The sequence below is a fragment of the Actinotignum timonense genome, from assembly GCF_030216305.1.
GTDB lineage: Bacteria > Actinomycetota > Actinomycetes > Actinomycetales > Actinomycetaceae > Actinotignum > Actinotignum timonense_A.
Genome location: NZ_JASOKT010000024.1, coordinates 1 through 12,070, shown reverse-complemented (window position 1 = coordinate 12,070; position 12,070 = coordinate 1). Strand labels below are relative to the sequence as shown.

Below are 12,070 nucleotides of genomic sequence, written 5' to 3'. Positions count from 1 at the left end.
CGCCATTGACTATTATCTTTTCTGTTGCAAATTCCCGCATAGCTCAATGGCAGAGCATTCGACTGTTAATCGAACGGTTGCTGGTTCGAGTCCAGCTGCGGGAGCGAACGAACGGCGGTGAGCGTAGGCTTGCCGCCGTTCTGCTCTGTCCGGCACCCGCGGCGGCCCTGTAAGCCATAGGCCTAAGCCGCGGCGCCTGGGCAGCCCTAATGTGAGAAATCTTACCAAAGGAGTTCGCGATGGCATTCCGGGAGATTCGCGTGGTGGGGGACCCGGTCCTGCGCACCCCCTGCGATCCGATTCGGGAGATCACCCCGGGCATCGTGCGCCTGGTCGAAGACCTCCTCGAAAACGTGAACGACGACGCCCGGGCGGGCCTAGCAGCCAACCAAATCGGGGTCTCCCTGCGCGCCTTCTCCTGGCATATCGACGGCGAGATCGATTACATCCTCAACCCCGTGATCGTGGCCCTCTCCGAAGATGAATACCAGGACGGCGAGGAAGGCTGCCTATCCGTCCCGGACCTGTACTACCCGACCAAGCGCGCCTGGTACGCCCGCGCGGAAGGTATCGACCTGGACGGCAAGAAGAAAATCGTGGAAGGGGAGGGGCTCCTCGGGCGCTGCATCCAGCACGAATGCGATCACCTGGACGGCCACCTCTACCTCGACCGCCTGGAGCGGGAGGTCCGTAAACAAGCGATGCGCGATATTCGCCAGCTGCGCGTCTCTTCTGCGCTACAATCGCTCTAGTAGCTCCTCCGCGTGGGTAGCACGGGGAAAGCCACCCAAGCGCAGGAGGAATGCTATGGCACACAAATACGCCACTCGCGGCGTCATATTCATTCACTCTGTTATGCCGGCCGTTCAACCCCACGTTGAATGGGCGGTTACAAGCGTGCTCGGATATGAACCGCATTTTGAGTGGACGAAACAACCCGCCGCCCCGCATATGAATCGGGCAGAGGCCTCGTGGACGGGGGAAGTGGGAACCGGAGCCATGCTCGCCTCCGCGCTCAACGGCTGGGAGCATTTGCGTTTTGAGATCACCGAGGATGCCAGCCCGGTATCCGAAGGAGGCCGCTGGTCCGCCACCCCCGGCCTCGGTATTTTCTACGCCCAAACAGATCTGACCGGCAATGTGGTGATTCCGGAAAACCGGGTGCGGGCCGCCCTGGAAAACGCGGGGAACGACGCCGCAGAAATGCGCCGGCTCCTCGATATTGCCCTCGGTCAAGCCTGGGATGATGAGCTTGAGCCCTTCCGCTATGCCGGCGCGGGCGCACCGGTACGCTGGCTGCACCGGGTGGGCTAAAGCTCGGGAAATAGCGGGCTAAAGCCCGAGGGCAGCCCGCAAATCCTCCGCGGACAGCGGGACATTTTCATCCTGCCCCTCCGGCTTCTCAGGACTTGCCCCCGTATCATCCGCGCTTGTGGCAGCGGGAGTGGGGCGGGTCGCGGCTGCGCCGTCGTGCTGAGAAGAAGAAGTGGTGATACTGAGGTCCGCGCCCGGGCAGCTGAGCCGCACTAGATCCCCGAGGGTGCGCGCCGCGCAGATCTCGCTATCGGGCACCACCACGCCGCTGGCGTCTTCCAGGGTGACCGCAATTGCCCAGCGTGTCACGTTATCCACGCGGCTCAGCTCGAAAGTCTCGGTGGCATCCGGGTAGCCTTCGCGCTCCAGAACATCCGCGCCCAGCGACATGAGTTGCGCTACCTCCATCGCACGACCTCCCTATTTTCGGTACGCTCGCATCATGGCATTCCTCGATTTGATGCAGCAACTCTTCCAGCATACCCGGGCTCCGGAAGCCGGTACCGCCACCGCGCAGGCGCTGCGTGATCGGCTTGCTGAGGACCCGAACGACGTCGAGGCTTTTACCCAGCTCGTCGCCCTGGCACGCGAGGCCGAAGGTGAACTCCCGCCCGCAGATCCGCTCACCGCGGAGCTCACCGGAACCGGAAGCATCCTTTCTGCGGACCTGGCGATTTATGCCCTGGCCGAAGAACTATCCAGCTCACCGGCCTCCTGGTATCCGCAGCTGCATATGGCGCGCCTCGCGGTGGAGTCCGATCCCGAGCGGGCCCTGCGGCTCCTCACCACCGCCACGGATCGCAATCCGGATGGGCACATCCTCGCCCGGGCCATGGCAATTCTGCGCGATGCCGGGCACCCGGATCAGGCCCTCAGTTTGGGGCTGGCCCATTGGGATCCGGCCACCCACAGTTTCGAGGCCGGGGAAGCGTTGGTTCGCACCGCACTGGCGGCCGGGCGCACCAATGAAGCCCGCGCCTACCTGCGGGAAATGGAACCCTATGCGAAGGCGGATGAGCTCGCGGAGCTGCGGGAGGCGGTGAGCACGGTGGAGTAGAGCCGCGCTGCTGAGTGAACGGGCGCCGCGGCTACGTGGCCCATACCGCGCCCGCGCACACAACCGCAGCTTCTCCGTGTCGCAGCCTCGACTAGACTAGGGGCTATGGCTACCTTCATTGATATTCATCCTGAGGATCCGCAACCGCGGCTCGTCACCAAAGTGGTGGATCGGCTGCGCCGCGGTGAGGTGGTGGCCCTGCCCACCGATTCCGGTTACGCCATTGTGTGCCAGATGGGCAATAAGGAGGGCCTGGAGCGGATTCGCAGCATCCGGCAGGTCGGTGATAAACACCATTTCACCCTGCTATGCCACGATTTCGCGCAGCTCGGGCAGCTCGTGATCGTAGATAATCCCGATTTTCGGCTCATCAAAAGCCTCACGCCCGGGCCCTACACCTTCATTCTCAAGGGCACCAAAGAAGTGCCGCGCATGACCCTCAACCCGAAGAAACACACGGTTGGCGTGCGTATCCCCGACCACCGCATCACCCAGGCCGTGGTCACGGAAATGGGCGAACCGCTGCTCTCTTCCACGCTCATTCTTCCTGGCGCGGAAGAACCCCTCGAAGAGGGCTGGATTGTGGAAGATGAACTGGGCCATGCCCTGGATGTGGTGGTGAACGGGCCCGTGGGGCGCGGTCCCACCACCGTACTTGACCTGGTAACTAACGAAATCGCGAGACAAGGAGCAGGCGATACCGCCGGACTTGACCTGTGAACCCTATCCTCATTGATCTGGACGGAACCTTCCACGATTCCGCTGCTATCGTCAAAGAAACTTTCCGAGCCACCCTGCGCGAAGAAATGGGGGAGGACCACCCCGAAGAATTCTTCGTGCAGTTCATCGGCCCGCCGCTCATCGATACCTTCACGAAGCTCGGCGCGGCCGACCCGGTGGAGATGGTGCGCCGCTACCGGGTGCGTTACGAACAGCGCATGCTCGACACCCCGATTTTCCCCGGGATGCGCGAATTGGTCGAGGAACTGGATGCGGCCGGGGTGCCGCTGGCCATTGCGACGTCGAAAAACGAAAAGAATGCCCGCGCGATTCTGGAACACCAGGGCGTGGCGCAGCACTTCCGCTATATTGCCGGGGATCCCGAAGATATCCCCGGGTATGGGAAAGCTGAGGTGGTGGGGGCCGCGTTGCGCGAATTGCGGGCGCAAGGCATCGATACCTCGCGTGCCCTCATGGTGGGGGATCGTATTCACGATGTCGACGGCGCGGGCCAGCACGGCCTTCCCACGGTGCTTGTGGAGTGGGGGACTGCACCGCGTTCCGAATGGGAGCTGGCCTGGCGGCACGTGGGAACCGCCCGCGAGCTCGGTGAGATCCTGTGGGATTTCGCCGGGGTGCAGCGGTCACACTCCCATTAACATCAGACACGGTCATATTAACATAGGGTCACAGCAGCATTAAGTCTGGATACAATTTGATTAAGATCTGAGCAGCGAGGCCTGCGGCCGTATACATCCACCTGAGGCGTCGTTAGACTCCCACATAAGATCGTCACCGCGGCGGTTGAATACCTAATTCAACGGAGGGATCTGATCATGAACGCGTATACGGCTGGAAAAATTGCGGCGGGAGCCGCGGTTCTCGGCGGTTTTCTTGGTTATCCGCTTCTCTACATCAATGCCTTGGATATGTTGCAATGGGCACCGGAATTTAGCCTTGCTATGTGGACCTGTACCTGTTTTGGGATGCTCTGGGTTGCGCTCGGCCAGGTTTATTTCCTGGGGGTCTACCAGTGGTTTGGGCTGCTGGAACAACCCCGGCGCTCGGCACCGGCGTGGCTGCGCCCCACCATGCAGGCCATCCCGGTGGTCGCGGCTGCCCTCGGAGTAATCCTCCTGGTCTTCCTCATTATTAAGGATGCCGGGCACCCGAGCATTCTCATTCTCATGGCTGCCCTGTGGGTGCTCAGCCTGGGTGCCAGCGCGGTATCGCGGCTCATGTCCGGGTATCTAGCCGGCCGGGAAAATTCAGTCGAGGAGAAGCTCGCGGTCCCGGTCGCGTAGATCGCCACTTTGAGGCCAGCGGCTCTAGCTTAGGTGCACCTCGGTAGTGCACCCCGGGGTAGCCTTGGCTCGCTGCTCGTTTAGGCCCACTGGCTTTCGTAGAGGCGGGCGTAGGCGCCGCCGGCCGCCAGCAGTTCCTCGTGGGTGCCGCTTTCTACCACGTCCCCGGCTTCCATAACCAGGATCGTGGTGGCATTACGGACGGTGGAGAGCCGGTGCGCAATGATGAAGGAGGTGCGCCCTTCGCGCAGCCGCTCCATCGCATCCTGGATAAGCGCCTCGGTGCGGGTATCCACCGAACTGGTGGCCTCATCCAAAATAAGCACATCGGGATTGGCCAGGTAGGCCCGCGCGATGGTGATGAGCTGTTTCTCCCCGGCGGAAACATTCTCGCCCTCATCCCCAATATGGGTATCAAAACCGTGGGGGAGGGTCTCAAGAAGATCATCAATGCCCAGGGCGGCCGCGGCGGCAATGGCGTCGTCGCGCGTAGCACCGTCCTTCCCGAAAGCGATGTTTTCCCAGACCGTGCCGTCAAAAAGCCAGGTGTCTTGCAGGACCATGCCGAAATGTTCCCGTAGGGATTCTTTCGTGAAGGAATCGATGGGCGCGCCGTCCACGGTAATCGCCCCGCCGTCCACTTCATAAAAGCGCATGAGCAAATTGACGAGCGTGGTTTTCCCGGCGCCGGTGGGCCCCACAATCGCCACGGAATGCCCCGGCTCCACCCGTAGCGAGAGATCGCGGATCACCGGAGTATCGGGCTCGTAGGCAAAACGCACGTGCGAGAATTCGATGGTGCCGCGCCGCGCCTCGGGGGCCACCACCTCGCGATAGCTGGAACTCGCATCCGGGGCCATCTCTTCCTGGGCCAGGTAATCGAAAATGCGTTCCGCGGAAGCCGCCGCCGATTGAATAAGATTCGCGGTGGAAGCCAGGGACTGGAGCGGATGGGAGAGCTGGCGAGTGTATTGCATCATCGCCTGCAGCCCTCCAATCGTCATGGTGCCGGCCATCGCCTGAATACTGCCCAGGAGCGTGACGATGGCAAAAGAACCGTTCTGTACCAGCATCATAAGCGGCTGGGACATTTGCGCGATTGCCTGCGCGCGGAAAGAAGCATCGTAGAGCTGCGCATTCGCGCTATCAAACTGCCCTTGGAATTCATCTTCCAGCCCGTAAGCGGCCACCACATCCAGCCCGGTGAAACTTTCCTCCACCACCGCGGACACATCACCCGTGAGGCGCCACTGATCACGGAAATACGGGCGGGAGCGGCGCAGCAGCAGGAGGATCCCAATAATCCCCACCGGGATGACCACCAGCGAGGCGAGGGCCACCGACCAGGACAAATAGACCATCACCGCCACGATCCCGATGATCTGGTAGATCGCGGAGAGCACTTCGGAAAGAGTTTGCAGCAGGGACTGGGTCACGTTATCAACGTCGTTCGTGACCCGCGAGAGCACATCGCCGCGCTGCTGCTTATCCAGCACGGATAGCGGCATCCGATCAATTTTCTGCTGGCAATCCCGCCGCATCTCATAGCCGAGATCCTGAATAATAAGGCGAATAATATAACCGAACCAGAAACGCAGCAGCGCCGAGAGAATATAGCACCCGGCCGCCAGGCTCAGCACCCGCGCCAACCCCGGGAAATCGACGCCGCCGGAACGGATTCCATCCACCACCACATTGGTGCCCTGCCCGAGTAGGAAGGGAGCGGCCACCACGGCCGCGGTGGAGATAAGCGAAAGCAGCAGCACCGCCACGATCCGCCCCACGTAATGGCGCAGGTAGTGGCGAATAAGGGTGAGAAGCGCCCCGCGGATATCGCGGGCTTCGTCAATATTTCCGGCACCTCTCATGCCCGCGCCTCCTCACCCGTTGCGGCCGCTGTGCCGCTTGGTTCCGCACCGCTTCCCGCCGTTCCGCGTTCCGTACCCTTCGCTTCCGTTCCGCGTTCCGCGCTGCCTTCCGGCCCGCGCTCTTGGGAGCGCACAATCGAGCGGTACATATCATTTGTTTCCATCAGTTCGGCGTGCGTGCCGCAGCCTACTACCTCGCCGCAATCCAGTACGACGACGCAATCAGCGCTACGGGTAGTTGAAATACGTTGGGCGATGATGACCACCGCGGCATCCCGGATCCGCTCCTTGAGGTTGGCTCGCAGCTGGGCATCGGTGGCGTAATCGAGGGCGGAGAAAGAATCATCGAAAACCACCAGGTCAGCCCCGGCCCGCCCGGAGCTATCGGGCAGGGCCCGGTAGAGGGCCCGCGCGATGGTCAGGCGCTGGCGCTGCCCGCCGGAAAGATTAGTTCCCCCGGTTTCCACCGGCATCTCCAGCCCGCCCCCGGCCTGAACAAAATCCCAGGCCTGGGCGCAGCGCAGTGCATCAATGACCCGCTCCTGGTTAATATCGCGGGTGGAGCCGGCAACATTGCTGGCCACCGTGCCACTAAACAGGAAAGCCCGCTGGGGTACAAGGGCCACCCGGCGGCGGAAATCAGCGAGTCGAATATCGCGCACATCCACTTCACCGGCCCCGGCGCTGCCTTCCACGGTGAAGCGCCCGGCGGTCACATCCACGAGGCGCGGCAGTATTTTCACCAGCGATGATTTGCCCGAGCCCGAGGCGCCGATAATCGCCGTCGTCGTTCCAGGCTTGAAACACAAAGAAATGCCGCGCAAGGCAGGCTCGTCCGCATCCGCGTAGGTGAGGGAAATATCGCGCAAGCGGAAGGTGACCGGACCGGGCGGCATCTCCCGCGCATCCGGCGCGTCCGTAATAGAAGGAACGGTGGTATTGACCTCGATGACGCGTTCGGCGGAAACGTTCCCGCGCGGAACCACCATAATAATCATGCCGAGCATCATGACCGCGCCCAGAATCATCATGAGGTAGGTGATAAACGCGGCCAGCGCACCCACCGGCATGGAGCCTCCGGCAATTCGATGCCCGCCAATCCACACGATCAGCGCGGAAGCTAGCCCGATGACCGCGCTCATGGCCGGCAGCAGCGCGGACCAAATCGTGCCGATCTGGAGCATAATCGAGCGGAAATTGCGGTTATGAACCTCGAATTCCCCGGCCATGGCTTCTTCGCGGCGGAAGGCCCGAATTACCCGCACCCCGGAGAGCTGGGAGCGCAGCGCATCGTTAATGGCGTCCACGCGCCGCTGGAGAGTTTCGTAGCGTGTGGCGAGCATCGCGGTACACACCAGAATAATTGCGGTGAGCACCGGGATAATCACGAGGAGGGTGAGGGAGAGGACTACGTCTTGCCCGATGGCCATGAGCACCCCGCCCACGCCCATAATCGGGGCCGTCACCATAATGGTGAGGGACATGAGCGTGACCATCTGGATTTGGTTGACGTCGTTCGTGGTGCGGGTGACCAGGGTGGAGGCTCCGAAACGCTGTTGGTCCGCGGGGGAGAAGCGTTGCACATGCGCGAAAGTTTCGCGGCGCAGCTCCCGGCCCAGGTGGGTGGAGACCAGCGCCCCGTAATAGATCGCCCCGATAGCGCAGAGCACCTGCGCGAGGGTGAAGAGGCCCATGAGCAGTCCGCGCGACCAAATATAGGAGCTATTGCGTTCCAGAATGCCGTAATCGATAACGTTAGCGCCCAGCGCGGGGAGGGTGAGCCCGAGGAGCACCTGCGCGATCTGTAGCACAGCAATCGCGAGGAGCTGGAATTTGCGGTCGCGCAGATGCCTCCACGCCAGTCGATAAACGGTCAATCACTAGCCTCCATATATGTGTGGCGGTCCGAAAGCTCAGCTCGCGATAATTATTCACGGGTGAGAAAGGACCGTCACACTATGCTACGTGTGAGAGCACGGATGCTCAAACACTATTCAATTAGTTACGACGACGCCGGGCCTGCGCCGCTGCCGGTGCAGCGCCCGAGCGTCGTAGCCTGGGCGTGCCGGGAATCCCGGTGATGCCGGGAGAGCCGGCGTGGCCCGGGCCGCTTTACTCCGGGTCGTTATCGGGAACCGGTTCGGCGGCTGCCGGGTTATGCAGATCGTACTTCTCGATTGCCTGGCGGACAACCGAGCGGTCGATCTTGCCGGCCTTGGCCAGCGCGTACAGGGCCCGCACCACCATGGTGGCGTCGTCGATCTTGAAGTAGCGCCGGGCGGCCGGGCGGGTATCGGAAATACCAATGCCCTTGGCGCCGAGCGTCTCATAATCACCGGGGATCCATTCGCGGATGGAATCCTGGACCTGGTGCTCAAAATCGGAGGTGGCGATGAAGGGACCTTCTTCGCCTTCCAGCTTCGCGGTCACGTAGGCCTTACGCGGTTCTTCCTCCGGGTGGAGGTAGTTGTATTCGTTGGTGGCCAAGCCGTCTTTACGCAGCTCATACCAGGAGGTCACCGAGTAGACGGTGGCATCCACGCCCCAGTCATCGCGCAGCATGCGCTTGGCTTCGCGGGCCCAGCGCACCCCCACGCCCGAGGAGAGCAGATTGACGCGCGGGCCGCCCAGGCCATCGGCCTCATCGAGCTTGTAGATACCGCGGATAATGCCATCCACGTCCACATTCTCCGGTTCGGCGGGCTGGTGGATGGGCTCGTTGTAGACCGTGAGGTAGTACATGACGTTCTGCTCACGCCCGTCAGATCCATCCCCGTACATACGCTTCAGGCCATCCTTGAAGATATGGCCGAGTTCATAAGCGTAGGCCGCATCGTAAATAATCATGCCCGGGTTGGTGGAGGCCAGCACGGGGGAATGCCCGTCCATATGCTGGGAGCCTTCACCCGTGAGGGTGGTGCGCCCGGCGGTGCCACCGATAATGAAGCCGCGTGCCAGCTGGTCGTAGGCCGCCCAGAACTGATCCCCGGTGCGCTGGAACCCGAACATCGAGTAGAAGATGTAGAAAGGCACCATCGGGGTGTTATGGGTGGCATACGAGGTTCCGGCCGCCACGAAAGCGGAGAGGGAACCGGCTTCGGTAATACCGGTGTGGAGCAGCTGGCCCTGAGTGGATTCCTTGTAGGACAGCAGCATATCGTGGTCCACCGCGGTGTACTGCTGGCCCTGGGTATTGAAGATCTTGGCGGAGGGGAACATGGAATCCATGCCGAAGGTACGCGCTTCGTCCGGAACGATCGGCACCATGCGGAAGCCGAATTCCTTATCGCGCATAATGTCCTTGAGCAGGCGAACCAGGGCCATCGTGGTGGCCACCTTTTGCTTGCCCGAACCCTTCTTCATGGACTGGAAGGGCTTATCGGCCGGCAGTGCGATCCCACCCTGGTGGGTGCGGCGCTGGGGGAGGTAGCCGCCGAGTGCTTCGCGCCGCTCGCGCATATGCTTCATGGCCGGGTGATCTTCAGCCGGCTTGTAGTAGGGCGCGTTATAGGGATCTTCCAGCTCGGAATCATCAATGGGGATACGCAGGGTATCGCGCAGCAATTTGAGATCATTGCTATTGAGCTTCTTCATCTGGTGGGTGGCATTACGCCCGGCGAAGTTCGAGCCGAGGTCATAACCCTTGACCGTCTGCGCCAGAATCACGGTGGGCTGGCCCTTATGGGCCAGGGCTGCCCGGTAGGCAGCGTAGATCTTGTGGTGATCGTGGCCGCCGCGGCGCAGCGCCCAAATCTCATCATCGGACCAATCTTCCACCATGGCCTTCGTGCGCGGATCGCGCCCGAAGAAGTTATTGCGCACGTAGGAACCGTCATTCGCCTTGAAGCCCTGGTAGTCACCGTCCGGGGTAGAGGTCATGAGATCCACGAGGGCGTGGTCCTTATCCTGGGCGAGGAGCTTATCCCAACCCGAACCCCACAGCACCTTGATGACATTCCAGCCCGCGCCCTTAAAGAAGGATTCGAGTTCCTGCACGATATTGCCGTTGCCGCGCACCGGGCCGTCCAGGCGCTGGAGGTTGCAATTGACTACCCAGGTGAGGTTATCCAACTTTTGGGAGGCGGCCAGCTGAAGCATACCGCGCGATTCGGGTTCGTCCATTTCGCCATCGCCCAGGAAGGCCCATACGTGCGAATCCGAGGTGTCCTTAATGCCGCGTTCGCTCAGGTAGCGATTGAACCAAGCCTGGTAGATGGAGTTCGTGGCGCCCAGCCCGAGGGACACGGTGGGGAACTGCCAGAAGTCCGGCATCTGGTGGGGATGCGGGTAGGAGGGCAGGCCGCGCCCGCCGGAAATACGGGAGGCTTCCTGGCGGAAGGAATCCAGATCGGCTTCCGTCAGGCGCCCTTCCAGGTAGGCACGCGCGTAATTACCGGGGGAGGAGTGGCCCTGGAAGAAGATTTGGTCCCCGCCACCGGGAGCATCCGGGCCGCGGAAGAAGTGGTTGAAGCCCACTTCGTAAAGGGTAGCCTGGGCGGCGTAGGAGGAAATATGGCCGCCTACCCCCACGCCGGGGCGCTGGGCGCGCGTGACCATCACGGCCGCATTCCACCGGGTCCAGCTGCGGAATTGGTGTTCGAGTTCCTCTTCTTCCGGGGTGCCCGGGTACGGAGGTTCTTCTTCCGCCGGAATCGTATTGATATAGGGCGTGACGAGATCAGGGGAGACCGAAACTCCCTTGGCGCGCGCGTGTTCATCCACGCTGGCGAGGATAAACCGCGCCCGATCCGCACCATTTGTTTCAATCAGATCATCCACGGACGCGAGCCATTCGCGGGTTTCTTCCGGATCAACATCCGGGATCTGGCTGAGCTGGCCGGACACCATGCGATCATCAGAATCTTGTGAAGCCACGGAATCTCCTCCATTGCTTGAGTGGTTGTAGTTCTTAGGGACGTGTCAAGGCTACCCGTTCGCGGCTTTGGTCCCAGAACGGCTGTGGTACCTCTTACACATACACTCGTATATTACCGCGTTGTTGAGAGCCATCGCACAGGCATGAGCGGAATTAAGCTAAGCGGTGGACGGGGCGCATGGCCGGTGCCTTTCGCGGCGCCCGGGAAGCGGGCGCCGTGCGTTGTCGTACGGTAATGATCACCAAAATCACGGGCGACGCGGCTGAGATTAACTTGAAAAAATGCCGGCGATCAGATGAGCTTAAGCCATGAGTTCGTTTGGTTTCCAGAAAGGGAACATCATCCAAGAATTTGGCTACGACGACGACGTAGCCGCCCAGGTCCGCGCGCAGATCGAAGAAACTATCGGAAGCGCGCTGGTGGACGAAGATTCGCGCGATATCGTGGACGGCGCCATCGCTTGGTGGCGCGCGGACGACGGAGACGTCGATGACCTCACCGATTTGCTCCTGGATATCAAGGCTAATTTCGATGACGAAAATGCTATCTGCTGGCTCTTCGTGCCCACCGGGCGAGTGTCGAATGCGGTGCCGCATAACGATATTGAAGAGGCTGCTGATACCGCGGGCATGCAACCAACCACATCCGTGGCCCTCGGGGAGTCCTGGACGGGCGTGCGCCTAACCAATAAGGGCCTGCGCTACTAGAGCCGGCGGGAGCTGCGCGCGGAGCCGGGCGGTAAGCCGGGCCGGTAGCGCCGGCGGACAGTCGCAACGGAAGCGCTGCCGGTATTTTCGGCGCGAAGGTGCGCGCGGGCCGCGCATCGGGTAGGATCATCCGAGTGCGCAGCGCGCGGGCCCGTAGCTCAGTTGGTCAGAGCACCTGGTTTACACCCAGGGTGTCATCGGTTCGAATCCGGTCGGGCCCACT

11 protein-coding genes and 2 tRNA genes are annotated in these 12,070 nt (G+C 61.7%); 9 read left to right on the top strand and 4 right to left on the bottom strand.

The genetic code is table 11. The annotated features are described in order from the left end of the window. Positions 1-32 precede the first annotated feature (32 nt). From QP305_RS08540 to QP305_RS08530, 3 genes are all read left to right on the top strand, one after another. Positions 33-104 (top strand) — tRNA-Asn (locus QP305_RS08540). Between the two features lie 135 nt (positions 105-239). Next, positions 240-752 (top strand): peptide deformylase, encoded by a 513-nt coding sequence (gene def, locus QP305_RS08535; protein WP_284896535.1) that lies wholly within the window; start codon positions 240-242, stop codon positions 750-752. A 55-nt stretch (positions 753-807) separates the two neighbouring features. Continuing rightward, a complete protein-coding gene (locus QP305_RS08530; protein ID WP_026428785.1) occupies positions 808-1,314 on the top strand; it encodes a DUF3145 domain-containing protein in 507 nt (168 codons plus the stop codon). Positions 1,315-1,332: 18 nt separating this feature from the next. Here the strand turns inward: QP305_RS08530 and QP305_RS08525 are convergent, their stop codons facing one another. Then, entirely contained in the window at positions 1,333-1,722 is a 390-nt protein-coding gene (locus QP305_RS08525) for a hypothetical protein (RefSeq protein ID WP_284904915.1), read from the bottom strand. 34 nt (positions 1,723-1,756) lie between these two features. Here QP305_RS08525 and QP305_RS08520 point away from each other — a divergent pair, with 34 nt between their 5' ends. From QP305_RS08520 to QP305_RS08505, 4 genes are all read left to right on the top strand, one after another. After that, positions 1,757-2,371, top strand: coding sequence for a hypothetical protein (locus QP305_RS08520; protein WP_284904914.1), 615 nt, complete (start codon positions 1,757-1,759; stop codon positions 2,369-2,371). Positions 2,372-2,476: 105 nt separating this feature from the next. Continuing rightward, positions 2,477-3,091 carry an L-threonylcarbamoyladenylate synthase gene (locus QP305_RS08515; protein WP_026428788.1) on the top strand — a complete coding sequence of 205 codons (615 nt, stop codon included), beginning with the start codon at positions 2,477-2,479 and terminating at the stop codon, positions 3,089-3,091. Beyond that, on the top strand, positions 3,088-3,750 hold the full coding sequence (locus QP305_RS08510) for an HAD hydrolase-like protein (RefSeq protein WP_284904913.1): 663 nt from the start codon (positions 3,088-3,090) through the stop codon (positions 3,748-3,750). The genes QP305_RS08515 and QP305_RS08510 overlap by 4 nt, the downstream gene beginning before the upstream one ends. 177 nt (positions 3,751-3,927) lie before the next feature. After that, entirely contained in the window at positions 3,928-4,395 is a 468-nt protein-coding gene (locus tag QP305_RS08505) for a hypothetical protein (RefSeq protein WP_284904912.1), read from the top strand. A gap of 80 nt (positions 4,396-4,475) precedes the next feature. On the opposite strand, the gene QP305_RS08500 is transcribed toward QP305_RS08505, so the two are convergent. From QP305_RS08500 to aceE, 3 genes are all read right to left on the bottom strand, one after another. Beyond that, entirely contained in the window at positions 4,476-6,263 is a 1,788-nt protein-coding gene (locus QP305_RS08500; protein WP_284904911.1) for an ABC transporter ATP-binding protein, read from the bottom strand. After that, complete coding sequence (locus QP305_RS08495) at positions 6,260-8,140, bottom strand: ABC transporter ATP-binding protein (protein WP_284904910.1); 1,881 nt, start codon at positions 8,138-8,140, stop codon at positions 6,260-6,262. Before QP305_RS08495 ends, QP305_RS08500 begins: the two co-directional genes overlap by 4 nt. Before the next feature lie 235 nt (positions 8,141-8,375). Further along, the gene (gene aceE / locus QP305_RS08490) at positions 8,376-11,111 is read right to left on the bottom strand and encodes a pyruvate dehydrogenase (acetyl-transferring), homodimeric type (RefSeq protein ID WP_284904916.1); all 2,736 of its coding nucleotides are present in this window, start codon (positions 11,109-11,111) and stop codon (positions 8,376-8,378) included. Between the two features lie 337 nt (positions 11,112-11,448). Here aceE and QP305_RS08485 point away from each other — a divergent pair, with 337 nt between their 5' ends. Next, positions 11,449-11,847, top strand: coding sequence for a DUF3052 family protein (locus tag QP305_RS08485; protein ID WP_026428793.1), 399 nt, complete (start codon positions 11,449-11,451; stop codon positions 11,845-11,847). Between the two features lie 147 nt (positions 11,848-11,994). Next, positions 11,995-12,068, top strand: a tRNA-Val gene (locus QP305_RS08480). Positions 12,069-12,070 lie beyond the last annotated feature (2 nt).

Excerpts from the sequence above, each read along its gene's own strand:
- def (WP_284896535.1), top strand. The coding sequence starts at position 240 with ATGGCATTCCGGGAGATTCGCGTGGTGGGGGACCCGGTCCTGCGCACC.
- QP305_RS08530 (WP_026428785.1), top strand. The coding sequence starts at position 808 with ATGGCACACAAATACGCCACTCGCGGCGTCATATTCATTCACTCTGTT.
- QP305_RS08525 (WP_284904915.1), bottom strand. The coding sequence starts at position 1,722 with ATGGAGGTAGCGCAACTCATGTCGCTGGGCGCGGATGTTCTGGAGCGC.
- QP305_RS08520 (WP_284904914.1), top strand. The coding sequence starts at position 1,757 with ATGGCATTCCTCGATTTGATGCAGCAACTCTTCCAGCATACCCGGGCT.
- QP305_RS08515 (WP_026428788.1), top strand. The coding sequence starts at position 2,477 with ATGGCTACCTTCATTGATATTCATCCTGAGGATCCGCAACCGCGGCTC.
- QP305_RS08505 (WP_284904912.1), top strand. The coding sequence starts at position 3,928 with ATGAACGCGTATACGGCTGGAAAAATTGCGGCGGGAGCCGCGGTTCTC.
- QP305_RS08500 (WP_284904911.1), bottom strand. The coding sequence starts at position 6,263 with ATGAGAGGTGCCGGAAATATTGACGAAGCCCGCGATATCCGCGGGGCG.
- aceE (WP_284904916.1), bottom strand. The coding sequence starts at position 11,111 with ATGGTGTCCGGCCAGCTCAGCCAGATCCCGGATGTTGATCCGGAAGAA.
- QP305_RS08485 (WP_026428793.1), top strand. The coding sequence starts at position 11,449 with ATGAGTTCGTTTGGTTTCCAGAAAGGGAACATCATCCAAGAATTTGGC.